Source organism: Caulobacter radicis (assembly GCF_003094615.1).
Classification (GTDB): Bacteria; Pseudomonadota; Alphaproteobacteria; order Caulobacterales; family Caulobacteraceae; genus Caulobacter; species Caulobacter radicis.
The window spans coordinates 115216-140451 of sequence record NZ_QDKO01000021.1; the positions used below are offsets into that span (position 1 = coordinate 115216).

A 25236-nucleotide genomic window follows, 5' to 3' on the forward strand; every position below is an offset into this window, starting at 1 on the left:
GGCGACAAAAGGGGACGCAGGCTGATCGCCGCGTCCCCTTCGAGTCTTACCCTAGGTCAGCTTACCAGTTGTAGCTGAGGCGGGTGTAGACGAACCGGCCGTTGAAACCGAACGGCGAGTAGTTCGGGAAGCCGACCACGCCGCTGGTGCTGTTGACGGCCGCCGGCGTGCGGTTGGGGTATTCGTCGAACAGGTTGTTGGCGCCCACGGCCCAGGTCAGCTTGTCTGCGAAGGTGCGACGCGCTTCCAGGTCGATCACCGCCTTGCGGCCGGTCCAGTAGTCCAGCGAGGGCGTGGCGTTGGGCTGAAGCACCGTGCCGTAGCCGGTCAGCTTCAGGGTCGCGCCCCAGGGGCCCTTGCTCCAGTCGCCGCTGGCCACGAACTTCGTGCGCGGGGTGCCGCGTTCGAAGGTCTGCACGTTGACGCGGGCGAACAGGGCCGGCGGGACCGGCAGCGACGACAGGGTGTTGGTCGTCGGCAGGCGGGTGACTTCGGTCTCGTTGTAGTTGCCCGCCAGGGTCAGGTCGAAGCGCCCGGCCTCGGCCGCGTCGAGGCGATAGCGCACCACCACGTCGACGCCCTTGGTCGTTGTGTCGACGCCGTTGATGAAGAACCGCGCCGTGGTCACGCCATAGGGGGCGAGCAGGGCGTAGATCGCCTGCTGGGTCGCCGTGCCGGTGGCGCTGCCCTGGATGTTTTCCGAGAGCACGATGCGGTTGTCGATGTCGATCTGGTAGGCGTCGACCGTCACCTCGAACGGGCCGCGGTGATAGACCAGGCCCAGCGAGTAGTTGGTGCTCTCTTCCGGCTCCAGCGCCTTGGCGCCCAGTACGGCCGAGACCGGGCTGGTGGCCGGGAAGGTGCCGACCTCGGTGGCCGTGCCGCTGATGATGTTGGTCGAGGTGGCGGTGAAATACTGCTGTTGCAGGGCCGGGGCCCGGAAGCCGGTCGACACCGCGCCGCGCACGGCGAAGCCGTCGAGGATGTCGTAGCGGGCGGCGATCTTGCCGGTCGTCTTGGTGCCGAAGTCCGAATAGTCCTCGAAGCGCGCGGCGATATCGACGTCCAGCTTGTCGGTCACCTGGCTGTCGAGGTCGACATAGAAGCTGTAGTTGTCGCGGCTGACGTCGACGGCGTTGCTCGGGCGGAAGCCCGGGAAGCCCTGCGCGCCGGCCGCCAGGCCGTTGTAGCCGCCGTTGGCCCACGAGGCCTGCTCGCCGGCGACGATGTCGTAGCTTTCCTTGCGGTACTCGGCGCCGAAGGCCAGGGTCGAGGGCTGGGCGAAGGCGGCGATGGCCAGCGGGCGGGTGATGTCCAGCGAGGCCACGGCCTGGCGGTAGCGCATCGAGCCGGCGTTGAACGAGGTCGGCGAGGCCGGGCCGTACGAGGCGTTCAGGCTGTCCTTGACCCCGTATTCGATGTCGTTCTGGCCGTAGGTGAAGCTGGCGTCGATGGTGTAGGCGCCGGCCTCGCCCTTGGCGCCGAAGGCGGCGTTGTAGTCGTCGATGTCGGTGGCGATCTTGGGCAGGAAGCCGTTCGGATAGATCGACGGGATGTTGGCGGCGTTGTTGGCCAGGCGCGGGAAGGCGGCGCTTTCGCCGTCGCGGTGCTGGTAGCCCAGCCAGCCATAGGCCTTCCAGGTCTCGCCGATCGGCAGGCCGGCGTTGGCGAACAGCGACTTGCTCTCGACCTCGGCGTCGCCGTAGCGACCGGTGACGACGCCCGGGCTGAAGGCCGACGAGACGTCGCTGCGGTTGGTCGGGTTGCGCTTGGACCAGTCGGCGGTGACCGTCAGGTAGCCGTCCTCGCCGATGCCGAAGCCCTGCCAGACCGAGGCGGTGTAGGTGACGCCGTCGGTGGCCTTGCGGCCGTCGGTGTCGCGCGCGGTCTTCACTTCGGTGTTGTAGAGCCCGTAGCTGGCGGTCGCGCCGCCGCCGCTGCGCGCTTCGCGCAGGCGCAGGTTGACGACGCCGGCGATGGCGTCCGAGCCGTACTGGGCGGCCGCGCCCTCGCGCAGGATCTCGACGCGGTCGAGGGCGGCGGTCGGAATGGTGTTGAGGTCGAAGGCGGCCGAGCCGCGGCCGACCGAACCGTTGACGTTGACCAGGGCCGCGGCGTGGCCGCGCTTGCCGTTCAGCAGCACCAGGGTCTGGTCGGGCGCCAGGCCGCGCAGCGTGGCCGGACGCACGGAATCGGTGCCGTCCACGGCCGACGGGCGCGGGAAGTTCAGCGACGGCGCCAGGGTCGACAGCGCCTGGGCCAGCTCGGTCGAGCCCTGGCGGGTCAGCGCCTTGCTGTCGACGACGTCGACGGGCGAGACGGTGTCGAGACGCGACCGTCCGGCGGTGCGGGTGCCGGTGACGACGACTTCCTCGACGGCGGTCTGATCGTCTGTGGTCTGAGCGTTGGCGGTGGAGACGGCCAGGGCCGAAGCCGAGGCCGCGGCGAGCAGCAGCAGTTGAGTACGCATGGTGTAATCCCCTCGAAACGCTGTCGGTCGGGGGCGCTTTCGCGTCTCGTTCTGGCCGACAGGCGGTTAGACAGGCTCAACCTGCGCGAACGTCGCTCTTCCTACAATCTGAGCAATTCTAGGTTTCGGCGCAGAAAAAAACGGCGCGGATTGCTCCGCGCCGTTCTCATTCGTCTGCGAAGGTCCTGAAAAATCAGGCTTCGTAGTCGCCTTCTTGCGCGCCGGCGCCGCCTTCCAGGAGGTCCTGGGCGGCTTCGGCGTCGGCCAGACGCTCTTCCTCGAACTGCGAGGCGATGACGTTTTCGCCGCGCGCTTGGCGCTCGGCTTCGTCGGCGCTGCGCGCGATGTTGAGGGTGACCGTGACGGTCACTTCAGCGTGCAGCTTCACCTTCACTTCGTGGACGCCGAGCGTCTTGATCGGCTTGTCCAGCACGATCATCGAGCGGTCGACCTTGCCGCCTTCGGCCTTGATGGCGTCGGCGACGTCGCGGCCCGCGACCGAACCGTACAGCTGGCCGCTTTCGCCAGCCTGACGGATCAGGACGTACTGCGTGCCGTCCAGCGACTCACCGGACTTGCCGGCGGCTTCGCGGTTGCGCAGGTTGCGGGCTTCGATCTCGGCGCGTTGCGCCTCGAAGGCCTTCAGGTTGTTCGAGTTGGCGCGGAGAGCCTTGTTGCGCGGCAGCAGGTAGTTACGGGCGAACCCGTCCTTCACCGTCACCACGTCGCCCAGGACGCCCTTGCCTTCGACTCGTTCGAGCAGGATCACTTTCATCGTGGCGTCTCCCTTACTTCACGACGTAGGGGAGCAGAGCCAGGAAGCGGGCGCGCTTGATGGCCTTGGCCAGTTCGCGTTGCTTCTTGGCCGACACCGCGGTGATGCGCGACGGAACGATCTTGCCGCGCTCGGAAACGTAACGCTGCAGCAGCTTCACGTCCTTGTAGTCGATCTTCGGAGCGTTGGCGCCCGAGAACGGGCAAACCTTGCGGCGACGGAAGAACGGACGGCGGGCGCCGCCGGTGGCGGCGGCCGGAGCCGCGGCTTCGGGAGCAGTCGTATCGGTCATGATCTATTTCTCCCTTACGCTTGCGGGGCGAAGTCTTCGCGCGGACGCTCGGAACGCTCAGGGCGGTCCGAACGCTCGGGGCGATCGCTGCGCTCACGGTCGCGACGGGCCAGAACCGGCGACAGTTCCAGGTCCAGCTCTTCCACGCGGATGGTCATGAAACGCAGCACGTCTTCGTTGATCGACAGCTGGCGTTCCATTTCCTTCACCGCCGGCGCCGGGGCGTCGATGGCGAGCAGGGAATAGTGGCCCTTGCGGTTCTTCTTGATGCGGTAGGTGAGGTTACGCAGACCCCAGTATTCGATCTTGGCGATGTGACCACCACCTTCTTCGATCAGGGTCTTGATTTGCTCGTTGAGAGCTTCGGCCTGTTGCGGCGAGATGTCCTGCCGCGCGATGACCACGTGTTCGTAGAACGACATGTTTTCCTCTTCCGTTATGGAAAGCGGCGCGGTCGGCGGCGGAAGTCCGACGACCACGATGGATCCTGTGCGACGAGCGGGATAATCCCGGCCCCGTGAGGGGTTCGCTCAAGACCGCCTTCCGTGAGAACGCGCGCTACTACAGGAAACGCGGCGGCGAGGCAAGGCTGGCCTTGGCTTCGGCGGCGGGCAGGGCGGCGCCCGCGTCCTGGGCGAAACCGAAAAAGGCGGGCTCGGAGTCGTTTTCCTGACGCAACGCAGCTTGCCGTTAATACCTGGGGTGGTTAGGGAAGGGGCATGCGGGGTGCAACCGTGAAGAGCCTGATCCTTGGCGGCGCGTTCGCGCTGTCGATGACGGCTGTCCCGGTGATGGCCCAGGCGATCAGGAAGCCCGACCTGTCGGTGTCGTCGAATGACGGCCGCTTCACGGGCTATTCGGCGGCCCTGCCGCTCGACCTGTCGTCCGACGCCGAAAGCACCACCTTCGTGGCCAAGGTCGCCGGCAGCATCGAGCAGCCGACCTACGACTTCAATCTGAACATGACGGCCAAGGCCGAGCAGGGGCCCAGCCCCCGCGCCCTGGCGCTGGGCGCGTCGCTGAACAAGCGCGAGGCCGGCGTCCGCTCGTCGCTGTCGCGGCTGTTCGGCTTCGGCGACCTGCCCAAGTCCAACTATGTCAGCGTCTCGGTCGACATGAACGCCACGCGCTCGATGGTCCTGCCGGCCTCGATCCCGGTGGCCCGCGCCAACGTGCGTTCGGCACTGACCCTCGACGGCCGCCAGATCGCCTCGATCGGCCTGGGCGGCGGCACCATGGGCGACGAGGGCGTCGATTTCAGCCTGATCCGCCCGTTCGACATCCCGGCCGAGTTCTCGGTCAGCGTCCGCGCCGAGGACGAACGCGTCCAGGACGGCCGCTTCATGGTCAAGCTGGTCAAGACCAACTGGTGACCGCGGGCGCAGCCGCGCCGCTTTCCCGACAATCTTCTGGAAATTTCCCGAACGCCTGTCCGACCAGCGGGCGCCGGCGAGGGCGCGTTTGCGCCCGCCTGCGGGCCTTTCCCTCCTGATCGCTCCACCAGAGGGGGAGCGGATACATGGATAAGTCGGTTCTATGGGGCGCGTCGGCCTTGGCCATGCTGGTCGGCGCGGCGCCCGCCCTGGCCCAGGAGGCGCCGGCCGCGGTCGAGGATCTGGTCGTCACCGCCCAGCGGCGCGAGCAGAAGCTGCAGGACGCGCCGGTCGCCGTCAGCGCTTTCGGCGCCAGGGCGCTGGACCAGCTGCAGATCACCCGGGCCGAGACCCTGGGCGCGGCCGTGCCCAGTCTCTATGTCTCGCAGATCAGCGCCTCGCCCTCGACGGTGCAGGTCGCCCTGCGCGGCGCGCTCGACCAGACCGGCGGCATGATCACGTCGGAGCCGCCCGTCGGCATCTATGTCGACGACGTCTACCAGGCCCGCCTGTCGGTCGCGAACCTCGATCTGGCCGACGTCACGCGTGTGGAGGTGCTGCGCGGCCCGCAGGGCACGCTCTACGGCCGCAACTCGATGACCGGCGCGCTGAAGTACGTCACCCGCCAGCCCGGCGACGCGCCCGGCGGCTTCGTCGAGGCCTCGTGGGGCGACTACGGTCTGCAACGCTATCGCGGCAGCGCCGGCGGCAGGATCACCGACCATGTCGGGGCCACGGTCTCGGCCCTGTTCTCCGACCGCGACGGCTGGCAGCAGAATACGGCCCTCAAGCGCCGCGTCGGTGAACGCCGCGACGCCGGCGCGCGCTTCTCCCTGGGCCTGATCGACACCGGCCCGCTCAGCGCGACCGTCTCGGCCGCCTATGCCCGCACCGACACCGACGGCCAGCACTTTTCGCCGCTCGATCCGGTGACCTTGGCGCCCCTGGCCGGCGGCGGTTTCGGCTCGACCCGCTCGCCGCTGAACACCGACACCAAGACCGAGCAGAAGAGTCTCGCGCTCCACCTGGGCTATGACCTTTCCGGCGTCCAGCTGAAGTCGATCACGGCCTACCAGCGCCTGGACGATCGCTGGAGCCTGGATTTCTCGGGCGGCCTGGTGACCGGATCGGGTCTCGTCCCCGGCTTCCTGCGCGGCAGCTCGACCCAGCAGGAACAGGCCAGCCAGGAGCTCCAGGCCCTGGGCGAGGCTTTCGAGGGCCGCCTGCAATGGATCGGCGGCCTGTTCTGGTTCAAGGAGACCGGATCCCAGGTGCTGTCCGACACCGTCGGCTCGGGCATCTACGGCCCGTTCCCCGTGCCGCTGCTGCCGACCATGATCCACGCGACCTCGGAAAGCATCGCCGCCTACGGTCAGCTGGAATGGCGCTTCACCGACCGCCTCAAGGGTTCGGCCGGCCTGCGCTGGACCAGGGACGAAAAGACCATCGCCGGCACGATCCAGAACGGGCTGGTCGCCTATCCGCCCAGCCTGACCAGCCGATCCAATGAGGGCGAGTGGAAGGTCTGGACCCCGAAGTTCAATCTTCAGTACGAGGCCAGCGACGACGTCATGGTCTACGGCACGATCGCGCGCGGTTACCGCGCCGGCGGCTTCGTGGCCCTGTCGATCGCCGAGCCGTCGATCTTCACCAAGGCCTACGATCCCGAATCCGCCTGGTCCTACGAGGCCGGCGCCAAGATCGAGGCCTTCGACCGCCGCGCCCGCCTGAACCTGGCCGCCTATGTCCAGCAGCTGAAGGACCTGCAGCAGAACGTCATCAGCAACGGCTCGATCCTGACCCAGAACGCCGCCGAGGCGCGGATCGCGGGGCTCGAGGTCGAGGCCGCCGCCACGCCGGTGAAGGGGCTGGATCTCTTCGCCTCGCTGGCCCTGACCGACGCCGAGTACGAGAAGCTCGATCCCTCGACCGCCGCGGCCCAGGCCGGCGCCGAGACGCTGCCGCTGATCTCGAAGGTGCAGGCCCAGGTCGGCGGCTCCTGGCGCATCGAGCCGCGGGCGCTGAAGGGCGGGGCGATCATCGTCTCGGCCGACTACAGCCACCGCGGCCCGCGCTACGCCGAGGCCACCAACGCTCAGGCCGGCCGTATCGGGGCGGTCGATCGCGTCAACGCCAGCCTGGCCTGGGAATCGCCCTCGGCGGCCTGGCGGGTGTTCGTGCAGGGACGCAACGTCCTCGACGCCAAGGACTATGTCTCCGGCGCGGTCTTCATCCCCGGCCTGATCGTCTACCGCCTGGCCGACGAGCCGGCCATGTGGAGCGCCGGGGTGAAGGTGAAGTTCTAGTCCCCCAACTTCGTCATCCCGGAAGCCGCGCAGCGGCTATCCGGGACCCAGGGGACTGGGCTGAGCAAGCGCCCAAAGCGCTTGCCGGCGCATTGCGGCCGCCCCTGGGTCCCGGCTCTTCGCTTCGCGGAGCCTGTCCTCGGGCGCGCTTCGCGCGACCCGGGGGGCCGGGATGACGATTGAAGAGAAGGCGGGAGCCCAACCTTACTTCTTCTTGTAGGCCTTCACCGCGTCCATGGTCTTGGTCACGTGGCCCTGGAAGTTGCCGTCGGTGTAGGCCATCAGGACCTTGCCGTTCGGGGCGATGACGTAAGAGGTGCGGTTCGACCATTCGGGGCGCTTGTCCAGCACCACGTCGTAGGTCTTGATCAGGTCGGGGGTGGCGGCGGCCACCGCGAACTTGTCGCGGCAGTGCTCCTTGGAGAAGTCCTTGATGCGGTCGACATTGCCGGCCGTGACGCCGATCACGGTCGCGCCCAGCTTCTGGAACTCGGGCGTGGCCTCGGCGAATTCGTGGGCCTCGGCCGTGCAGCCAGCCGTGTAGGCGGCGGGGAAGAAATAGAGCACCACCGGGCCCTTCTTCAGGGCCTTGGACAGCTTGAACTGGAAGTCCTTGCCCGCCAGCGCGCCGGGGGCGGTGAAGTCGGGCGCCTTGTCGCCGGGCTTGAGGGCGGCCAGGGCCGGCGAGGCGGCGGCGAAGCCCAGGGCGAGCAGGCAGGCGGCGAGGGCGGGGCGGTTCATCTTGGCGACTCCGGGGCCTTGGATGCGGCGTGGCCAGCAATGTGGACGCGCCCCAACGGAAAGCAAGTATCGGCAAAACAGCGGTCCGGCTTGCCCAGTCACCGGCTTTCCCCTAACCCTCCGCGCCCAAGACATTGAATCTTAGAGGAGCGGGCCGTCATGAGCATCGCCTTCATCTTCCCGGGACAGGGCAGCCAATCGGTCGGCATGGGCGTCGAGCTGGCGGAGGCCTTCGCGTCCGCGCGCGAGGTGTTCCAGGAAGTCGACGACGCCCTGGGCCAGAAGCTGTCCCAACTGATGCGCGAAGGTCCCGAGGGCGACCTTACCCTGACCGAGAACGCCCAGCCGGCCCTGATGGCCGTCAGCCTGGCCGTCACCCGCACGCTGGAGAAGGAGTTCGGCGTCGGTATCGATCGCGCCGCATTCGTCGCCGGTCACAGCCTGGGTGAATACTCGGCCCTGGCCGCCGCCGGCGCCATCAGCCTGGCCGACACCGCGCGCCTCTTGAAGCTGCGCGGCCAGGCCATGCAGCGCGCCGTGCCGGTGGGCGAGGGCGCGATGGCCTCGCTGATCGGTCCCAAGACCGACATCGCCCTGGCCGAGGCCGCCGCCGCCGCCGGCTCGGAAGTCGGCGTCTGCGTCGTGGCCAACGACAACAACAACGGCAACGTCGTGATCTCCGGCGCCAAGGCCGCCGTCGACAAGGCCATCGAGAAGGCCAAGGAGCTGGGCGCCCGCGCCATTCCTCTGAACGTCTCCGCGCCGTTCCACTGCCCGCTGATGCAGCCGGCCGCCGACGAGATGGCCGCCGCCCTGGCCGCCGCCACGATCCTGGCCCCGCGCGCGCCGCTGGTCGCCAACGTCACCGCCGCCCCGGTCCACGATCCGGACGTCATCCGCAAGCTGCTGGTCGAGCAGGTCACCGGCCGCGTCCGCTGGCGCGAAAGCATGACCTGGCTGGCCGGCGAGGGCGGCGTCACCCGCTTCGCCGAAGCCGGCGCGGGCAAGGTGCTGTCGGGCATGGCCAAGCGCATCGCCCCGGACGCCGAGGCGACCCCGCTGAACAGCCCCGCCGACCTGGAAGCCTTCGCCCAGTCGCTCTGATTGTAGACGCGGTGCGTTAGCCCTCGCCCTTCGACAAGCTCAGGGTGAGGGCTAATGTTCACGGCGGATCATTCGGGGTCCTCATCCTGAGCCTGTCGAAGGGCGAGGATCCCGCACCCCAATCCCTCCGAAACGGAGAACTCAAATGTTCGACCTCACCGGCAAGACCGCCCTCGTCACCGGCGCCACCGGCGGCATCGGCGGCGCCATCGCCCGCGCCCTGCACGGCCAGGGCGCCCATGTCGTGCTCTCGGGCACCCGCGAATCGGCGCTGACCGAGCTGAAGAACGAACTGGGCGAGCGCGCCTCGTTCGTGGTGGCGAATCTGTCGGACGCTGAAGCGGTCGACGGCCTGGTCGCCAAGGCCGAGGAAGCCGCCGGCGCTCCGCTCGACATCGTCATCGCCAACGCCGGGATCACCCGCGACGGCCTGATCGTGCGCATGAAGGACGAGGACTGGGACACCGTCATCAAGGTGAACCTGGAAGGCTACTTCCGCCTGGCCCGCGCCGCCGCCAAGGGGATGATGAAGCGCCGCGCCGGCCGCATCATCGGCATCACCTCGATCGTAGGCGTCACCGGCAACCCCGGCCAGACCAACTACGCGGCCTCCAAGGCCGGAATGATCGGGTTTTCCAAGGCCTTGGCCCAGGAACTGGCCAGCCGTGGCGTGACCGTCAACTGCGTGGCCCCCGGCTTCATCGCCAGCCCGATGACCGACGCCCTGAACGACCAGCAGAAGGCCGGCATCCTGTCGACCATCCCGGCTGGCAAGCTGGGCGAGGGGAGCGATATCGCCGCCGCCTGCGTTTACCTGGCCAGCGATCAGGGCGGTTACGTCACCGGTCAGACCTTGCACGTCAACGGCGGCATGGCCATGATCTAGGCGAACGCCGCCTTGGTCCACAACGGCCATGCTTCTTGGCGGCTGACCCGCTGGTCACCCGAAAAGGAACGTGATAGGCGGTGACCCGACATCTCACGGACGGTGAAGCAGATTTCATACCGTCCGGGGGTAAACAGATTTCAAAACGAGGGACTAACAGAATGTCCGACATTCTCGAGCGCGTGCGTAAGATCGTCATCGAACACCTGGATGCCGATCCCGAGAAGGTCACCGAGAAGGCCAGCTTCATCGACGACCTGGGCGCCGACAGCCTCGACAACGTCGAGCTCGTGATGGCGTTCGAAGAAGAATTCGACATCGAAATTCCGGACGACGCCGCCGAGCACATCCAGACGGTTGGCGACGCCGTGAAGTTCATCACGGAAAAGACCGGCGCCTAAGGGCGTCGGGTTCGTACCCTCACGGGCGAACAGCACTATCAGCCGCCGCGCAGCACGGGCTCTTGCCATCGTGCGCGCGGCGGTTTTCGTATGTGGCCAAGATTCGCGCCGCAACCTGGCTTAGGGCTTTCGCCTTTCGTCCAGGCCGGCGCGTCGGAAGGTTTGGGAGCAATCCATGCGTAGAGTCGTCGTCACCGGGCTGGGCCTGCTGACTCCTCTGGGCCAGGGCGTCGAAGTGTCCTGGAAGAACATCGTGGCCGGCAAGTCCGGCGCGGGTCGCATCACCGCTTTCGACCCGACCGACTATGCCTGTCAGGTCGCGTGCGAAGTGCCGCGCGTCGATGGTCGCGGCGGCGGCGGTCCGGACGTCGAGGGGTCGTTCGACCCCGACCAGACCATGAGCCCGCGCGACCAGAAGCGCGTCGACGACTTCATCCTGTACGGCATCGCCGCCGCGGACGAAGCCGTGAAGGATTCGGGCTGGGTTCCGGAAACCGACGAGCAGAAGTGGCGCACGGGCGTCATCCTCGGCTCGGGCATCGGCGGCCTGTCGACCATCGCCGACACCGCGCTGGAACTGGAAGCCAAGGGTCCGCGCCGCGTCAGCCCGTTCTTCATCTCCTCGGCCCTGATCAACCTGATCTCGGGCCAGGTCTCGATCAAGTACGGCTTCAAGGGCCCCAACCACGCCGTGGTCACGGCCTGCGCCACCGGCGCCCACGCCATCGGCGACGCCGCACGCCTGATCAAGTACGGCGACGCCGACGTGATGATCGCCGGCGGCGCGGAAGCGGCCGTCTGCAAGCTCGGCATCGCCGGCTTCATCGCCTGCCGCGCGGTCGCCACCGATTTCAACGACACGCCCGAGAAGGCCTCGCGTCCCTACGACAAGGACCGCGGCGGTTTCGTCATGGGGGAAGGCGCCGGCGTCGTGGTGCTCGAGGAGTACGAGCACGCCAAGGCCCGTGGCGCGAAGATCTACGCCGAAGTGGTCGGCTATGGCCTGTCGGGCGACGCCTATCACATCACCGCCCCGTCGGAGAACGGCGAAGGCGGCGGTCGCGCCCTGGCGGCGGCCGTCAAGGATGCGGGTCTCCAGCCCTCGGACATCGACTACATCAACGCCCACGGCACCTCGACCATGGCCGACGGCCTGGAAGCCGGCGCCGTGGCCGCGTTCCTCGGCGATCACGCCAAGAACGTGGTGATGTCGTCGACCAAGTCGATGACCGGCCACCTGCTCGGCGCGGCCGGCGCCATCGAGTCGATCTTCTCGATCCTGGCCATTCGCGACCAGATCGCGCCGCCGACCATCAATCTCGACAATCCCGACGTCGACGTGCCGATGAACCTCGCGCCCCACAAGGCCGTGCCGATGAAGATCGACGTGGCCGTGTCCAACAGCTTTGGCTTCGGCGGCACCAACGCCTCCGTCGTGTTCCGTAAAATCTCGTGAGCCAAGTCTCGTGAGCAAGCCGCCGCGTCCGCAGAAGAAGGCCTCGGCGCCCAAGCGGGCGTCGAAGGCCCGCAAGCGGGAGACCGCCACCCTGGGACGTCGCCTGGCCGCCATGGCCGGCGGCGGTCTCGTGGTCGCCGCGGTCGCGGCCCTCGCCGTCGGCGGCGGGGCCGTCTGGCTCTATAGCGGGCCAGGCCCCAAGGCCAAGAACGGCGAATACACCTCGGTGGTGCTCCGCCGCGGCGCCAGCGTCTCGGAGATCGCCGGGGCCCTGGAAGCCGGTGGCGCGATCCGCTCCTCGTCGCTGTTCCTGACCGCCGCCCAGGTCACCGGCGCGGCGCGTCGGCTCAAGGCCGGCGAATACGAATTCCCCAACCGCGCCTCGCTCGCCAACGTCCTGGCCATGGTCCGCGACGGCAAGGTCGTGCGCCACCAGGTCACCGTGCCCGAGGGCGTGACCTCGGAAATGGTCGTCGAGATCCTGCAGCGCTCGCCCGTGCTGGTCGGCGACGTGCCGACCCCGCCGGAAGGCGCCGTCCTTCCCGAGACCTACCAGGTCGAGCGCGGCGAGGAGCGGGCCGCCGTCCTGCAGCGGATGATGGACGACCGCGACAAGGTGCTGAACGCCCTGTGGGAGCAGCGTCAGGCGGGCTTGCCGTTCCAGACCAAGGACGAGGCCGTCACCCTGGCCTCGATCGTCGAGAAGGAAACGGCCCTGGCCAGCGAGCGTCCGCGCGTCGCGGCCCTGTTCACCAACCGCCTGCGCTTGGGGATGCGTCTCGATACCGACCCGACGGTGATCTATGGCATCACCCGCGGCCGGCCTTTGGGGCGGGGCCTGCGGCGGTCGGAACTCGACACCTTCACGCCCTACAATACCTACAAGATCACCGGCCTGCCGCCGACGCCGATCGCCAATCCGGGCCGCGAGGCCCTGGCGGCGGTGATGAACCCGCCCAAGACCGACGAGCTCTATTTCGTCGCCGACGGCACCGGCGGCCACGTCTTCGCCAGGACGTACGAAGAGCACGAGCGCAACGTCGTCCAGTGGCGTCGCATCGAGCGCGAGGCCAAGGCCTCGGAAGCAGCGGGGAACTGACCATGGCGCTGTCGGGCATGACCGGGTTCGCGCGTGTCGAGGGGGCTCTGGGCGACTGGAGCTGGGCCGTCGAGGCGCGCAGCGTCAACGGCCGTAACCTCGAGACCCGTTTCCGGGGCCCGCCAGGCCTGGAAAGCCTCGACCGGGCCGCCCGCGACGGCGCGCAGGCCCGCTTCCAGCGCGGCCAGCTGACGCTCGGCGTCCAGGCCCGCAAGGCCGAGGCCGCCGCCGCCCCGCAGGTCAATGTCGAGGTGCTGGAGCGCTACCTCAAGGCCGGATCGCCCTATGTCGCCACCGGCATGGTCGGCAAGCCCAGTCTCGACGGCCTCCTGGCCCTGCGCGGCGTCATCGAGGTCCGTGAGGACGACGAGGATCCGGACGCCCGCGCCGCCCTGGAAGCCGCCATCGCCGCCAGCATTCACCAGGCCCTCGACGGCCTGAAGGCCGCGCGGCTGGAGGAGGGCGCTTCGCTCTCGCCGGTGCTTTCGGGCCTGGTCGACCGGATCGAGACCCTCACCGGCCTCGCCGCCGCGGAGGCCGAGGGCCAGCCGGCCATCCTCAAGCAGCGCTTCGAGCGCCGCATGTCCGAACTCCTGGGCGAAAGCGCTTCGCAGGACCGCATCCTGCAGGAAGCCGCCGCCCTGGCGGTCAAGGCCGACGTCCGCGAGGAGCTCGACCGCCTGGCCGGCCACGTGGCCGCGGCGCGCACCCTGCTGTCCAGCGACGGCGCTTCGGGCCGGCGGCTGGACTTCCTCTCGCAGGAGTTCATGCGCGAGGCCAACACCCTATGCAGCAAGTCGGCGCTCGCCGCGCTGACCGCCCACGGCCTCGAACTCAAGGCCACGATCGAACAGTTTCGCGAACAGGTTCAGAATGTCGAATAACCCGGCCGAAAAGCACGGGCGCAAGCACCGCGGCCTCCTCCTGATGGTCGTGGCCCCCTCGGGCGTCGGCAAGACCTCGCTGACCCGCCGCCTGGTGGCCGATCACGGCCACCTGCACCTGTCGATCAGCGCCACCACCCGCGACCCGCGTCCGGGCGAGCACGATGGCCGCGACTATCACTTCGTCTCCAAGGACAAGTTCAAGGAGATGATCGAAGAGAACGCCTTCTTCGAATGGGCCGAGGTCTACGGCAACTTCTACGGCAGCCCCAAGGCCCCGATCATGGAGGCGCTGGAGGGCGGCGAGAGCGTGCTGTTCGACATCGACTTCCAGGGCGCCATGAAGGTGCACGAGCAGGCCGGTCCCGACAGCGTGCTGGTCTACATCCTGCCGCCGTCCCTGGCCGAGATGAGCCGCCGCCTGCACGCCCGCAGCCAGGACAGCGAGGAAGTCATCGCCCGCCGCCTGTCGCGCGCCAAGGACGAGGTCGCCGCCTGGGAGAAGTTCGACTACGTCGTGCTCAACGACGACTTCGACAAGGCCTACGCCGACCTCGCCCACATCTATCACGCCGAACGCCAGAAGCGCTCGCGCAACCCCTGGATCGGCGACCTGGTCGGCGACCTGCTGGCGGAAGATATCTGAGGGGCGACGCCCTGCGTGATCCTCGTCCTTCGACAAGCTCAGGATGAGGATCATTGATGGATCGGGCGATTGAAAACCTGACCCTGAGCTTGTCGAAGGGCGAGGTTTTCACCCCAATCAATAATGAAAGCTGCCGCTCTCGCGCGGCTGGATCAGCTCTCGCGCCCGAAGCACCAGTTGCACGGGCGTGAACGGCTTCATCATGTAGGTCGTCGCGCCCGCGCTCATGGCCTCGACCACGCGGTCCAGGCGCCGTTCGCCGGTCATGATCACCACCGGCACCTCGCGGCCCCAGTCGCTGACCCGCAGGCGGCGCAGCACCTCGATCCCGGTCTCGCCGGGCATGCGCACGTCCAGGAACACGATGGCCGGATGGCGGTCCTGCACGTCGGCCAGCAGCCGCTGGGCGTCCTCGGCGGTCTCGACCTCGAAGCCGCCGCCTTCGAGCGCGGTCGACACGAACTCCAGCATCAGCGGGTCGTCGTCGATCACCAGGGCCAGGGGGCGCGAGGTCATGGGGAACTCCGGGGACGCGTCACAGCCAGACGCGGGACTGATTCTTGGTCGCCGCCCGCACCCGCGCCAGCAGGTCCGAGGCGGAAAAGGGCTTGAGGACGTAGCCGACGGCGCCGGCCTCGATGGCCGCCTTGACGTTCGCCCCGTCGGCCGAGGCGGTTATCATGATCGCCGGCGCGGTCTTCAACCGCTTTTCCGCCCGCAGGCGGCGCAGCAGCGTCAGGCCGTTGATCTCGGGCATGGCGACGTCGAGCAGGAACAGGTGCGGCGGCCGGCGCAGGGCGGCCGTCAAGGCGTCCTCGGCGTTGTGGGCGACCTCCACCGCGAAGCCCTCCATCTCCAGCCGAAACCTGACGAACTCGGTCACCAGCGGGTCGTCGTCGACCACCAGGACCAGATGTTGCTGCTCGGGCGCGGGCTGCATGTGGTGAAGATTCCTCCACCTGACCGCGAATGCAAGCCGTGGTCGCGCCTGCTCAGGCCTTCAGCAGCGCCGCGGCCAGGGCCTGGAAGCCTTCGATCGGGATCGTCTCGGCCCGCGCGTCGGGGTCGATGCCCGCCGCCTCGCACAGCGCGCCGCCGCCGATCGGCTTGAGGCTCGAGCGCAGCATCTTGCGACGCTGGCCGAAAGCGGCCGCCGTCACCCGTTCCAGCGCCGAGACCAGCGCCTTGTCCGGCGCCGGTTCCAGCGGCACGAGGCGCGCCACGGCCGAGGCCACCTTGGGCGGCGGGGTGAAGGCGCGGGCGGGCAGGTCCATGACCACCCTGGCGCTGCACACGGTCTGAGACAGCACCGCCAGGCGCCCATAGGCGTCGTCGCCGTCCTGGGCGGCGATGCGGTCGGCGACCTCCTTCTGGAACATCAGGGTCATTGACAGCGGCCGGAAGGGCCCCGTGAGCCAGTTGATCAGCAGCTGGGTGCCGACATTGTAGGGCAGGTTGGAGACCATGTGGGCCGGGCCGCCGCCGGCCAGCGTCGCCATGTCGGCCCGCAGGGCGTCGCCCTCGACCAGGGTCAGGCGGCCGTCGGCGGCGTCGGCCAGCTCGCCCAGCAGCGGCAGGAAGCGGCTGTCCTTCTCGACCGCCACCACATTGGCGCCGGTCTCCAGCAGGGCCCGCGTCAGGCCGCCGGGGCCAGGACCCACCTCGATCACCGTGTCGCCTTCGCCGACCTCGGCCAGGCGCGCGATCTTGCGGGTGATGTTGAGGTCCAGCAGGAAGTGCTGGCCGAAGCTCTTGCGCGCCAGCAGGCCATGGCGCTCGAGCGCCTCACGCAGCGGCGGCAGGTCGGCGAGGGAAGGGGACGTCATCGCCTCCCTCTAGAGCCAAACGCCTCGAAAGCCTAGCCGGCTCTAGGCGTTGCGGCGAGCGGCGATGTCGGCGGCCAGGCGGATGGCGGCGATCAGGCTGTCGGGACGGGCCAGGCCCCGGCCGGCGATGTCGAAGCCGGTGCCGTGGTCGGGCGAGGTGCGCACGATCGGCAGGCCCAGGGTGACGTTCACCCCGCCCCAGAAGTCGAGCATCTTCACCGGGATCAGGGCCTGGTCGTGATACATGCACAGCACCGCGTCGTAGGTCGCGCGGGCGTCGGCGTGGAACAGGCTGTCGGCGGGAGCCGGGCCGCGGGCGTCGACGCCGCGCTCGCGCAGGGCCCGCACCGCCGGGATGATCGTCTCGATCTCCTCGCGGCCCAGGGCGCCGCCCTCGCCGGCGTGCGGGTTCAGGGCGGCCACGGCCAGGCGCGGCGCGGCGATGCCGAAATCGGTCTTCATGGCCTGGGCGGTGACCAGCCCGGCCTCGACGATGCGCTCGACGCTCAGCGAAGCCGGCACGCTGCCCACCGACTGGTGGATGGTCACCAGCGTGGCGCGCAGGTCGCCGGCGGTCAGCATCATCACCGGCCCCCGGGCGCCCTCGAAGGGCGCCGGCGCCGTCAGTTCGGCCAGGAACTCGGTATGGCCGGGAAACTTGAAGCCCGCCTCGTAGAGCGGGGCCTTGGCGATCGGGGCGGTGACCAGGCCCGCCACGGCGCCCGAAAGCGCCAGGCCGACGCCGGTCTCGATCCAGCGGATGATCTGGCCGGCATGGGCGCTGGAGGGCTTGCCGGCCACCACCGGCGACTGCAGCGGCAGGTCGAGCACGGGCAGGGCTTCGGAGAACACCTGGGCGGCCTCGACCGGACCGGTCACCGGACGAACCTTCACGCCGCCGCCGGCGGCGGCCAGGCTCTGCAGGTCGCCGACGGCCATGAACACCGGGCCGCTCTCGCGGAGCGCGGCCCAGGCCTTGGCGATGATTTCGGGCCCGACGCCGGCGGGATCGCCGACGCTCAGGGCCAGGGTGTCTGTCTTCACCGGGTCTCGATGGTGGCGGAGTTGCGCAGGTCTCGCAGATAACGTTTGGAGATCAGCGCAAGTTGCTGACCCTTAAGGCGATTTTCGATCTGGTCATGCGACGGGGCCGCGCCGCCCGACTGGCGCTTGCCGCACACGGCGATCAGGTGCAGGCCGGCGTCGGTGCGGATCGGATCCGACACCTGGCCGATGTTCAGGCTGTTGGCGGCCGCCTGGAACGACGGGGCCAGGTCGCCGATCTCGGCCTCGCCGAGATCACCGGCGACGACGCCGTTCACCTTGCCGGCCTCGGCTTCCAGCGTCTGGCAGCTGGTCAGCTTGGGCTTCAGGGCGGCCAGCAGGGCGGTGGCGGCCTGGACGTCGGCTTCCGGGGCGTCCTTGGGCAGGCCGACAGCCACTTGCTTGAGGTCGACCAGGGTCGCCTTGGCGCCCGAGCGCTTGTCGCGCAGGTAGACGATGTAGACGCCGTCCTTGACCGGGATCGGGGCCGACAGCTGGCCGGGGCGCAGCTGCTCGAGCGCGGCGTCGACCTCGGCCGGCATCTCGCCCGGGCTGACCCAGCCGGCGTCGCCACCGTTGGCCGCCGTCGAGGCGGCCGAGAACTGACGGGCCACGGCCGCGAACGGCGCGCCCTGCTGCATCTGGCCCACCAGCTGGCGGGCGCCGTTCAGCGCCACCTCGGCGCCGCCGACGCGCACGGCGTCGATGAACACTTCGCTGACCTGGTACTGCGGCTTGCTGGCCGAATCGGCCAGGCGGCGCTCGAAGGCCTTGATCTGGTCTTCGCCGATCCGCAGGCGCGAGCCGTAGCGGCCGCTGATCCAATTCTGCCAGCTGCTTTCGGCGCGGATCTGGGCGCGCCAGGTGTCGGCGCTGACGCCCTGGGCCGCCAGGCTCGCCAGCAGCTGCTCGCCGGTCATCTTGTTGCCCTGTGCGATGCTGGCGATCTCCTCGTCGACTTCCTTTTCGGTCGAGATGATCGTGATCTTCTGTTCGCGCTCGACGCGACGCAGCTCCTGCATCTGCACGTGCTCGTCGATCAGCGAGCGCAGGGCTTCCTGCTCCAGCTGGGGCAGGTTTTCCTGGGTCGGCTGCAGGCCCGAGGTCACCATCAGCAGGCGCATGCGCTGCATCAGGTCATAGGACGAGATGATGTCGTCGTTGACCACGGCCGCGACGCTTTCCGACAGCGGATTGGCGCGGGGCTCGGCGGCCGCCGGCGGGGCGTCGACCAGCGGCGCGGCCTGCCGGGCCTGGGCGGGAAGGCCCGCCACGGTCAGGGCGAGGATGGACGCGGCGCTGGCCGCAAAAGTCGTCACGCTACGCGCAGACCGCATGGGTAGTGTCGTTCCTCTGGAGCCCGGCTTGGCTGGCCGGCCTCGATTTCAATGTCTTTGACGCGGCGAGCTTCCGGCGGGCCTTCGGCGGTCGCGTCTGGTTGCGCCACGAGGACGCGTGCGGACGCCCGCACGTCCCCCCGGACGTAGGATTGCTTAGTCGCTGTACCCTGTATCACCCAATGTGGCGAGCGTTAGGCGCACGACGACCGAACGGTCAGGCTGGAGCCTCAGACCGCTCACCGTCGAGCTATAGCGGTCTTCGTGCTGATAGATGATGTCGATGCGGATGCAATCGTCCGTATAGGCCACGCCAAGGTCGCGGCGACGCCAGGTCTCGGCCACCAGGTCCAGCTGGCCGAAGGCCGTCAGGGCCCACTTCTTGGTAAGCTGCAACTGGCCGCGGGCTTCGAAGTTTTCCTGCCGCTCGCCGTTGGAGTCGACATTGTCCTTCAGGTAGCGGAACGAGCCCTGGATCCGCGAGGTGTAGGCGTCGGCGCCGGTTTCCAGGCGGTTGATCTTGGTGGTGTCGGAATCCAGGCGCGTGCGGACATAGGCGTTGATGCCAGGCACCGGCGTGACGGTGGCCGCCACGATCCAGTCCGACGACTTGTCCTGCAGGCCCGTGCGGCTGGGCAGCAGCGGATCGTACTCGGTGCGGAAGCTGCGGCCGACCAGCACGCTGCCGCCGCGGCCGTCGGCCGTGTTGAAGGTCGCCCGGCCGCCCACGTTCATGCGGGTGCCGCCCTCGTAGAGGTCGAAGCCCGGCGACTTGTTGGTGCGGAACAGGTTGGTCTCGTCGAACTCGAAGGCCGAGCTGTCCTCGTTGTAGAGGTAGGGCACGGTGGTCGTGACGCCGTTCTGGGTCACGACGTTGCGGGCCACGACGACGGGCACGCGGGAGCTGTCGGAGCCGGTGGCGATCTGCACCAGCGGCTCGAGAATGACGCTGCCGCCCTTCTTGAGGCCCTTGTACAGCGGCAGGCTCAGGTCGACCCCGGCCACGCCCAGCGTACGCGAGTAGTCGACCGAGGCGTCGTCCCCGGTCGCCAGGGCGGCCGTCGACAGATAGATGCCCTTGATCTTGTAGGCGTCGGCGCGGGCCTGGGCGAACGGCTGGATGCGCAGGCCCGGTCCGACCACGGCGCTGGCGCGCCAGTCGGCCTGGACGCTGCCGCGCACGCTGTCGACGCCGCTCTCGTGGGCGTAGCTCGAGAACAGGTACGGAGATTCGCCGAACTGGGATTCCGACCGGTTCAGCATCACGCCCGAGCCTTGCAGGCGCAGGCGGCCGAACAGCACCGGCGATTCCGGCTCCCAGCGACCTTCGACCAGCGGGCCGATCACCGGGAAGGCGCCGCTGTTCTCGAACTTGTTGCCCAGGCCGGTCGTGGAGTCGGTGCCGACCACGCGCAGGCCCTGCACCGAGACGGCCGAGATCGACAGCCACGAGCGGTCGTCCTGCCGCGACGCATAGATCTGCGACGTCAGGCGGCGGTCCTCGCTCGTGAACAGGCCGCGCTGCTCGTAGACATTGTTGATGTCGTACTTGTCGAAGATCAGGGCGTCGGAGGCGCGCTCGGCGCTGAAGCCCCACTTCCACTTTTCGTCGATGTCGAACGCGCCCTTGGCCAGGATGTAGCTGCGGGTCGTGGCGTCGCCGAAGCGGTTGCCGCGGTTGTCGAACTCCTTCTCGTACGTCGCCCCCATGCGCGCCTCGAGCATCCCCGAATAGAAGCGCTTGCGGTAGTCGACGTTCACGAAGGGGTTCACCTTCGTGTTGATCTGCGGGCTGATGATCACGTCCTGCGAGGGCGAGAGCACCTGCAGGTAGGGCTGCTGGTAGGACAGGCCGCGGCGCTGGGACAGGCCCACCTTCGGGGTCAGGAAGCCCGAGCTGCGCGGCGCCTGCGGGTCCGGGTGCCAGAACAGCGGCAGGTAAAGCAGCGGCGCGCCCCACAGGCGGATCTTGGCGCCGTGGTAGTAGACGATCTGGCGGTTCTTATCCTGCACCACCTTGTCGGCCTCGATCGACCAGGTCGGGGTCGGCTTCTCGGCGCAGACGTCGCAGGGGGTGTAGATCGCCTGGTTGAGTTCGGTGACCTGTTCGTTGCGGCGGATCGCGGTGGCGGCCGCGATCTTCACGTTCTGGTCCATGCGCGTGGAGAAGTTGCGCGCGAAGCCGGCGCGCATGTCCTTGTCCAGCGTCAGGTCGTCGGCGAACTGGGCCGTGCCGTCGGCGTTGATCAGCGAAACCTTGCCGTGGGCGGTCACCACGCCGGTCTTGGTGTCGTAGATCACTTCCTGGGCGCGCAGGGTGCGGCCCTGGTAGCGGACCTCGACCGAGCCGCGCGCCGTCATGGTCTGGGACGCGTCGTCGCGGATCAGCAGGTCGGATTCGAGATAGTAGCCCTGGTCGCCCAGGCCATCGTCGGCCGCCGCCGGCTTGGCCGGGACTTCCGGAATGGTGGCGAGCGGCTGCTGGGCCTGGGCGGCGCTGCTCGCGGCGGCCACGGCCAGCCAGGCGACGCCGGCCATCAGCAGCTTGCGAACCGCCGCGCCCGGCGCTGGGCTTAGATCGATCATCAGGGGCCTCGATGCCGGCGTCACAGACTCAACCATCCTCGGTATAGCAAAGCAGGGTCAGCCCCGCCAAAAGCGCCGCGACCGGAGGGGTCCAGGCGGCCAGGATCGGCCCCAGGACGTCGGCCTTGCCGAGCGCGCCGCAAAGTTCGTTGAAGAAGAAGAAGCCAAACCCGAGCGCGACGCCAGAGCCGGCCAGGGCCGCAAGACCCCCCAGGCGCATCAGGCGCAGCGAAAAGGCCGCCGCCAGGATCGACATGGCCGCGAACAGCAGGGGCGTGGCCAGCATCTGCTGCAGGCGCATCTTGAACGGCGTCGCCGAGAAACCGGCCGCCTCGGTGCGGGCGATCGTCTCGGGCAGTCGCCAGAAGGCCACGGCCTGCGGGTTCTTGAAGCGGTCGGCGGCGGTGCGCTCGTCCAGGTCCGACGGCACCGAGGCGCTTTCCGAGCGCAGGGCGCCGGCCCCGGGCGTGGCCTCGCTGACGCCGGTCAGGCGCCAGAAGCCGGGCTCCAGGCGGGCCTCGGCGGCTTCGTAGCGGCGAGTGAACACCAGGCTGCCGTCCGGCTTGACGTCGTAGACGAAGAACGAGACCCCGCGCAGGCGCACCGCGCCGTCCACCATGTCGCGCATGCGGGCGCGGATGACGATCTGGCGCTTGTCGTCGCCCTGGCGCAGCCAGGCGCCCTTGGGGGCGTTCTTCAGGTAGCCGGCCAGCAGGGCGTCGCGCTCGGTCTCGAACCGCGCGCTCATCGCCGAGGTCAGCGGGTTCAGCAGGGTGACGGTGACCACGCCCATGGCGAAGGCCGCGAAGGCCGCCGGCAGGATGAAGCGCCAGGCCGAGACGCCGGCCGCGCGCATGGCGATCAGCTCGCTGCGCCGGTTGAGGCCGACGAAAGCGCCCAGGGTGCCGAACAGGAAGATGAACGGGGTCAGGGTCAGCAGGGTGGCCGGCGCCTGCAGCACCGTCAGGTACAGCAGCTGGCCAAAGCCCGCGTCCTCCGAACGCGTGCCGACGTTGCGGGTGATGTCGACGAAGGCGATCAGCATCACCAGCGCGCCCAGCACCGCCAGGGCCGCGCCCAGCGAGGCCAGCGTCTTGCGCAGCACGTAGCGCTCGAGCATGCCGATGCCGATCACGACAGGCCACCCAGCGGCTGCAGGCCGCCCTTCGCGCCGATCGGCACGTAGCGCTGCACCTTCTGGCGGAAGATCTGGGCCAGGCCCCACCAGGTGGCGGCGATCGGCACGGCGTATTGCAGGACGTTCAGCCACGCCTGGTCGTCGCAGGCGGCCTGCACGCCGAAGCCGAGGATCCGCACCACGGCCGCCGCGGCGCCGACGGCGGCGATGCGCTTGCCATAGCCCATGCGGCTGAACGAGCCGCCGATCACAGCCGCCAGGGCCATGGCCATCATGGCGATGTTGTAGAGCGGGCTGGACAGCCGCGAATGGCCCTCGGCCAGCATCTTCACGCGGTTATGCTGTTCCCAGTCCTGGGTCATGTCCGGGAAGAACAGCTCGTGCGGATAGCGGTCGGCGATCTTGTAGTGCAGCAGCTCGTCGCTCTGGAACAGGGTCGACAGGTCGAAGACGTATTCCTCGAACGACAGGTAGTTCAGCACGCCGGCGCTGGAGAATTCCTGGTTCGAGCCCTTGCGCATGATCAGCACCGGCAGGTCGTTGCGCTTGGCGATCACGCCCTCGCGCGCCGTGTAGGTAACCGAGCCGCCGTTGGGCTTTTCCTGGTGGATGAAGAGGTTCTTGATCAGGTTGTCGCGATCGATGGTCTGGGCGTAGACCGTCAGCCCGGGGCCGGGCTCGGTGAACTCTCCGGGCCGCACCAGGGTCGAGGCCAGGTCCGTCTTCATGTCGAAGGCCGTCTCGCGGATCAGCCGCGCCGACCACGGCTGCGCCCAGAGGCCCAGCGCCAGCGAGATCAGCGCCGCGAACACCGACAGCCGAATGGCCGGCGAGATCACCCGCCAGCGGCTCATGCCGCCGGCGAAGCAGACGACGATCTCCTGCTCGGTGTGCAGGCGGTTCAGGGCCACCAGGGCGGCCACGAACAGCGCGATCGGCATGATGATGTTCAGGAGCTGCGGCAGGGCCAGCAGGATCATCTTGGCGAAGATCAGCGCCGTCTGGCGTTGCTCGACCAGGATATCGAATTCCGAAAGGCTGCGCGCCAACAGCGCCAGCGCCGCCAGGGCCGCGGTGGCCAGGATGGTCGGCCCGACCAGCTGTCGGAAGAGATAGCGTTCGATCAGGCGCATGCAGGGGGTGGTTTCGGGGGCTTCACGGATTCGCGCGGCGAACCCCGGCGGTGGGCGTGTTCTACACGTCTGGCTCGGCTTGGCACAACCGAAGACATTATGCGGGGCGGCGTGACGGGGCTGTGAACGGCGACGGTCTTTTCGCGAGGGACGGCATGGACTATGCCGGGCGTTCACGTCCTGTCGCGTCGGATCGCGGCCTTCTCAAGGCCGCGCCGCGATCGGATCTCCCGCTTCCTGAGGAGCGCTCAATGCGTATCGAGTTCGTCCCCGCCGACAGCCAGGCCGGCGCCACCGCCGCTCTCGCGGTTCTCGCCTACGAGGCGGCGGCCCTTTCGCCCGAGGCCAAGGCGGTCAACGAGGCCGCCGGCGGCGCCATCGTCCGCGCCGCGGCCGGCGGCCGATTCATCGGCGCCAAGGGCCAGGTGCTCGACATCGTCGCCCCGGCCGGCCTCGACGCCGCCCGCGTGGTGGTGATCGGCGTCGACGGCGCCGGCGTCGTCGAGCCCGATACGGTCGAGATCGCCGCCGCCCACGCCTACAACGCGGTGAAGACCTCGGGCGTCACCGAGCTGCTGCTCAAGCTCGGCGGCGACGCCGAGACCGCCGCCCGCGTCGCCTTCGGCGTCAAGCTGGCCGCCTACCGCTTCGACAAGTACCGCACCACCGAGAAGGCCGAGAAGAAGCCCTCGGTCGCCACGGTCAAGGTCGCCGCGGCCGACCCGGCCAAGGCCCAGAAGGCCTTCGCCGCCCTGGAGCCGATCGCCGACGCCATCCTGTTCAGCCGCGACCTGGTTTCCGAGCCGGCCAACATCCTCCACCCCGAAGAGTTCGCCGCCCGCGTGAAGGGCCTCGAGAGCCTGGGCCTGGAGGTCGAGATCCTCGGCGAGAAGGAAATGGCCGCTCTGGGCATGGGCAGCCTGCTCGGCGTCGGCCAGGGCAGCGTCCGTGAGAGCCAGCTGGTCATCGCCAGGTGGAACGGCGCGGCCGACAAGTCGGCCCAGCCGATCGCCTTCGTCGGCAAGGGCGTCTGCTTCGACACCGGCGGCATTTCGATCAAGCCCGCCGAGGGCATGGAAGACATGAAGTGGGACATGGGCGGCGCGGCCGCCGTGGCCGGCGTCATGCACGCCCTGGCCGGCCGCAAGGCCAAGGTCAACGCCATCGGCGTGCTGGGCCTCGTCGAGAACATGCCCGACGGTAACGCCCAGCGTCCCGGCGACGTCGTCACCTCGATGTCGGGCCAGACCATCGAGGTCATCAACACCGACGCCGAAGGCCGCCTCGTTCTGGCCGACGCCCTCTGGTACACGCAGGACCGCTTCAAGCCGAAGTTCATGGTCGACCTGGCCACCCTGACCGGCGCGATCATCATCTCGCTGGGCAACGACTATGCGGGCCTGTTCAGCAACAACGACGGCCTGTCGGAGAAGCTGCTGGCCGCCGGCGACGCCGAGCGCGAGCCGCTGTGGCGCCTGCCGCTGCCCAAGGCCTACGAGAAGCAGATCGAAAGCCCGATCGCCGACATGAAGAACATCGGCGGCCGCCCGGCCGGCTCGATCACCGCGGGCCTGTTCCTGCAGCGCTTCGTCAACGGCGTGCCGTGGGCCCACCTCGACATCGCCTCGACCGCTTGGCGCAAGGGCTCGACCGATCCGACCGTGCCGGACGGCGCCGTGGGCTTCGGCGTGCGCCTGCTCAACCGCCTCGTCGCCGACGCCTACGAGGGCTGATCCGCC

23 protein-coding genes and 1 pseudogene are annotated in these 25236 nt (G+C 68.9%); 10 read left to right on the top strand and 14 right to left on the bottom strand.

Going from position 1 to position 25236, the window contains the following annotated elements:
* Nucleotides 1–61: 61 nt before the first annotated feature.
* The 4 genes from DDF62_RS13635 to rpsF form a co-directional block, all read right to left on the bottom strand.
* The gene (locus DDF62_RS13635; protein WP_116489608.1) at nucleotides 62–2470 is read right to left on the bottom strand and encodes a TonB-dependent receptor plug domain-containing protein; all 2409 of its coding nucleotides are present in this window, start codon (nucleotides 2468–2470) and stop codon (nucleotides 62–64) included.
* Nucleotides 2471–2663: 193 nt separating this feature from the next.
* Nucleotides 2664–3245, bottom strand: a complete 582-nt coding sequence (gene rplI, locus DDF62_RS13640) for a 50S ribosomal protein L9 (protein ID WP_116489609.1) — start codon at nucleotides 3243–3245, stop codon at nucleotides 2664–2666.
* 13 nt (nucleotides 3246–3258) lie between these two features.
* The gene (gene rpsR, locus DDF62_RS13645) at nucleotides 3259–3537 is read right to left on the bottom strand and encodes a 30S ribosomal protein S18 (protein WP_101720310.1); all 279 of its coding nucleotides are present in this window, start codon (nucleotides 3535–3537) and stop codon (nucleotides 3259–3261) included.
* A gap of 14 nt (nucleotides 3538–3551) precedes the next feature.
* Nucleotides 3552–3959 carry a 30S ribosomal protein S6 gene (gene rpsF / locus DDF62_RS13650; RefSeq protein ID WP_101712926.1) on the bottom strand — a complete coding sequence of 136 codons (408 nt, stop codon included), beginning with the start codon at nucleotides 3957–3959 and terminating at the stop codon, nucleotides 3552–3554.
* 312 nt (nucleotides 3960–4271) lie between these two features.
* Here rpsF and DDF62_RS13655 point away from each other — a divergent pair, with 312 nt between their 5' ends.
* Complete coding sequence (locus DDF62_RS13655) at nucleotides 4272–4910, top strand: hypothetical protein (RefSeq protein ID WP_244286813.1); 639 nt, start codon at nucleotides 4272–4274, stop codon at nucleotides 4908–4910.
* 146 nt (nucleotides 4911–5056) lie between these two features.
* Complete coding sequence (locus DDF62_RS13660; protein ID WP_116489611.1) at nucleotides 5057–7216, top strand: TonB-dependent receptor; 2160 nt, start codon at nucleotides 5057–5059, stop codon at nucleotides 7214–7216.
* 36 nt (nucleotides 7217–7252) lie between these two features.
* Here DDF62_RS13660 and DDF62_RS26665 read toward each other — a convergent pair.
* A pseudogene (locus DDF62_RS26665) lies at nucleotides 7253–7339 on the bottom strand (hypothetical protein); the annotation flags it as partial.
* Between the two features lie 81 nt (nucleotides 7340–7420).
* Nucleotides 7421–7957, bottom strand: a complete 537-nt coding sequence (locus DDF62_RS13665) for a peroxiredoxin (protein WP_116489612.1) — start codon at nucleotides 7955–7957, stop codon at nucleotides 7421–7423.
* 159 nt (nucleotides 7958–8116) lie between these two features.
* Here DDF62_RS13665 and fabD point away from each other — a divergent pair, with 159 nt between their 5' ends.
* The 7 genes from fabD (at nucleotide 8117) to gmk (ending at nucleotide 14433) form a co-directional block, all read left to right on the top strand.
* Entirely contained in the window at nucleotides 8117–9061 is a 945-nt protein-coding gene (gene fabD, locus DDF62_RS13670; protein WP_116489613.1) for an ACP S-malonyltransferase, read from the top strand.
* Between the two features lie 145 nt (nucleotides 9062–9206).
* Entirely contained in the window at nucleotides 9207–9947 is a 741-nt protein-coding gene (gene fabG / locus DDF62_RS13675; protein ID WP_101712922.1) for a 3-oxoacyl-[acyl-carrier-protein] reductase, read from the top strand.
* A gap of 161 nt (nucleotides 9948–10108) precedes the next feature.
* Complete coding sequence (locus DDF62_RS13680) at nucleotides 10109–10348, top strand: acyl carrier protein (RefSeq protein WP_007672577.1); 240 nt, start codon at nucleotides 10109–10111, stop codon at nucleotides 10346–10348.
* 175 nt (nucleotides 10349–10523) lie between these two features.
* Complete coding sequence (gene fabF / locus DDF62_RS13685) at nucleotides 10524–11804, top strand: beta-ketoacyl-ACP synthase II (RefSeq protein WP_116489614.1); 1281 nt, start codon at nucleotides 10524–10526, stop codon at nucleotides 11802–11804.
* Between the two features lie 10 nt (nucleotides 11805–11814).
* Nucleotides 11815–12903, top strand: a complete 1089-nt coding sequence (mltG, locus tag DDF62_RS13690; protein ID WP_244286814.1) for an endolytic transglycosylase MltG — start codon at nucleotides 11815–11817, stop codon at nucleotides 12901–12903.
* A 2-nt stretch (nucleotides 12904–12905) separates the two neighbouring features.
* Nucleotides 12906–13787 carry a YicC/YloC family endoribonuclease gene (locus DDF62_RS13695; RefSeq protein ID WP_116489615.1) on the top strand — a complete coding sequence of 294 codons (882 nt, stop codon included), beginning with the start codon at nucleotides 12906–12908 and terminating at the stop codon, nucleotides 13785–13787.
* A complete protein-coding gene (gmk, locus tag DDF62_RS13700; RefSeq protein ID WP_116489616.1) occupies nucleotides 13777–14433 on the top strand; it encodes a guanylate kinase in 657 nt (218 codons plus the stop codon). Before DDF62_RS13695 ends, gmk begins: the two co-directional genes overlap by 11 nt.
* A gap of 117 nt (nucleotides 14434–14550) precedes the next feature.
* On the opposite strand, the gene DDF62_RS13705 is transcribed toward gmk, so the two are convergent.
* The 8 genes from DDF62_RS13705 to lptF all read right to left on the bottom strand — a co-directional run bounded on the left by DDF62_RS13705 (nucleotide 14551) and on the right by lptF (nucleotide 23497).
* Nucleotides 14551–14949 carry a response regulator gene (locus DDF62_RS13705; RefSeq protein WP_116489617.1) on the bottom strand — a complete coding sequence of 133 codons (399 nt, stop codon included), beginning with the start codon at nucleotides 14947–14949 and terminating at the stop codon, nucleotides 14551–14553.
* Between the two features lie 19 nt (nucleotides 14950–14968).
* On the bottom strand, nucleotides 14969–15373 hold the full coding sequence (locus DDF62_RS13710) for a response regulator transcription factor (protein ID WP_116489618.1): 405 nt from the start codon (nucleotides 15371–15373) through the stop codon (nucleotides 14969–14971).
* Nucleotides 15374–15425: 52 nt separating this feature from the next.
* The gene (rsmA, locus tag DDF62_RS13715; RefSeq protein ID WP_116489619.1) at nucleotides 15426–16259 is read right to left on the bottom strand and encodes a 16S rRNA (adenine(1518)-N(6)/adenine(1519)-N(6))-dimethyltransferase RsmA; all 834 of its coding nucleotides are present in this window, start codon (nucleotides 16257–16259) and stop codon (nucleotides 15426–15428) included.
* A 42-nt stretch (nucleotides 16260–16301) separates the two neighbouring features.
* Entirely contained in the window at nucleotides 16302–17303 is a 1002-nt protein-coding gene (gene pdxA, locus DDF62_RS13720; protein WP_116489620.1) for a 4-hydroxythreonine-4-phosphate dehydrogenase PdxA, read from the bottom strand.
* A complete protein-coding gene (locus DDF62_RS13725; protein WP_116489621.1) occupies nucleotides 17300–18640 on the bottom strand; it encodes a peptidylprolyl isomerase in 1341 nt (446 codons plus the stop codon). Before DDF62_RS13725 ends, pdxA begins: the two co-directional genes overlap by 4 nt.
* A gap of 156 nt (nucleotides 18641–18796) precedes the next feature.
* A complete protein-coding gene (locus DDF62_RS13730) occupies nucleotides 18797–21226 on the bottom strand; it encodes an LPS-assembly protein LptD (protein ID WP_244286815.1) in 2430 nt (809 codons plus the stop codon).
* A 28-nt stretch (nucleotides 21227–21254) separates the two neighbouring features.
* Nucleotides 21255–22346, bottom strand: coding sequence for an LPS export ABC transporter permease LptG (gene lptG / locus DDF62_RS13735; RefSeq protein ID WP_425267051.1), 1092 nt, complete (start codon nucleotides 22344–22346; stop codon nucleotides 21255–21257).
* A gap of 11 nt (nucleotides 22347–22357) precedes the next feature.
* Nucleotides 22358–23497, bottom strand: a complete 1140-nt coding sequence (gene lptF / locus DDF62_RS13740) for an LPS export ABC transporter permease LptF (protein ID WP_116489624.1) — start codon at nucleotides 23495–23497, stop codon at nucleotides 22358–22360.
* 251 nt (nucleotides 23498–23748) lie between these two features.
* On the opposite strand from lptF, the gene DDF62_RS13745 reads away from it, so the two are divergent.
* A complete protein-coding gene (locus DDF62_RS13745; protein WP_116489625.1) occupies nucleotides 23749–25230 on the top strand; it encodes a leucyl aminopeptidase in 1482 nt (493 codons plus the stop codon).
* Nucleotides 25231–25236 lie beyond the last annotated feature (6 nt).

What these genes read in the sequence shown, in the direction of transcription:
- lptG (WP_425267051.1), bottom strand. Translation starts at nt 22,346, where the DNA reads ATGCTCGAGCGCTACGTGCTGCGCAAGACGCTGGCCTCGCTGGGCGCG.
- fabG (WP_101712922.1), top strand. Translation starts at nt 9,207, where the DNA reads ATGTTCGACCTCACCGGCAAGACCGCCCTCGTCACCGGCGCCACCGGC.
- DDF62_RS13725 (WP_116489621.1), bottom strand. Translation starts at nt 18,640, where the DNA reads ATGCGGTCTGCGCGTAGCGTGACGACTTTTGCGGCCAGCGCCGCGTCC.
- gmk (WP_116489616.1), top strand. Translation starts at nt 13,777, where the DNA reads ATGTCGAATAACCCGGCCGAAAAGCACGGGCGCAAGCACCGCGGCCTC.
- DDF62_RS13635 (WP_116489608.1), bottom strand. Translation starts at nt 2,470, where the DNA reads ATGCGTACTCAACTGCTGCTGCTCGCCGCGGCCTCGGCTTCGGCCCTG.
- fabF (WP_116489614.1), top strand. Translation starts at nt 10,524, where the DNA reads ATGCGTAGAGTCGTCGTCACCGGGCTGGGCCTGCTGACTCCTCTGGGC.
- lptF (WP_116489624.1), bottom strand. Translation starts at nt 23,497, where the DNA reads ATGCGCCTGATCGAACGCTATCTCTTCCGACAGCTGGTCGGGCCGACC.
- rplI (WP_116489609.1), bottom strand. Translation starts at nt 3,245, where the DNA reads ATGAAAGTGATCCTGCTCGAACGAGTCGAAGGCAAGGGCGTCCTGGGC.
- rpsF (WP_101712926.1), bottom strand. Translation starts at nt 3,959, where the DNA reads ATGTCGTTCTACGAACACGTGGTCATCGCGCGGCAGGACATCTCGCCG.
- DDF62_RS13730 (WP_244286815.1), bottom strand. Translation starts at nt 21,226, where the DNA reads ATGATCGATCTAAGCCCAGCGCCGGGCGCGGCGGTTCGCAAGCTGCTG.
- DDF62_RS13695 (WP_116489615.1), top strand. Translation starts at nt 12,906, where the DNA reads ATGGCGCTGTCGGGCATGACCGGGTTCGCGCGTGTCGAGGGGGCTCTG.
- DDF62_RS13710 (WP_116489618.1), bottom strand. Translation starts at nt 15,373, where the DNA reads ATGCAGCCCGCGCCCGAGCAGCAACATCTGGTCCTGGTGGTCGACGAC.
- rsmA (WP_116489619.1), bottom strand. Translation starts at nt 16,259, where the DNA reads ATGACGTCCCCTTCCCTCGCCGACCTGCCGCCGCTGCGTGAGGCGCTC.
- DDF62_RS13705 (WP_116489617.1), bottom strand. Translation starts at nt 14,949, where the DNA reads ATGACCTCGCGCCCCCTGGCCCTGGTGATCGACGACGACCCGCTGATG.
- fabD (WP_116489613.1), top strand. Translation starts at nt 8,117, where the DNA reads ATGAGCATCGCCTTCATCTTCCCGGGACAGGGCAGCCAATCGGTCGGC.
- DDF62_RS13660 (WP_116489611.1), top strand. Translation starts at nt 5,057, where the DNA reads ATGGATAAGTCGGTTCTATGGGGCGCGTCGGCCTTGGCCATGCTGGTC.
- DDF62_RS13680 (WP_007672577.1), top strand. Translation starts at nt 10,109, where the DNA reads ATGTCCGACATTCTCGAGCGCGTGCGTAAGATCGTCATCGAACACCTG.
- DDF62_RS13665 (WP_116489612.1), bottom strand. Translation starts at nt 7,957, where the DNA reads ATGAACCGCCCCGCCCTCGCCGCCTGCCTGCTCGCCCTGGGCTTCGCC.
- DDF62_RS13745 (WP_116489625.1), top strand. Translation starts at nt 23,749, where the DNA reads ATGCGTATCGAGTTCGTCCCCGCCGACAGCCAGGCCGGCGCCACCGCC.
- rpsR (WP_101720310.1), bottom strand. Translation starts at nt 3,537, where the DNA reads ATGACCGATACGACTGCTCCCGAAGCCGCGGCTCCGGCCGCCGCCACC.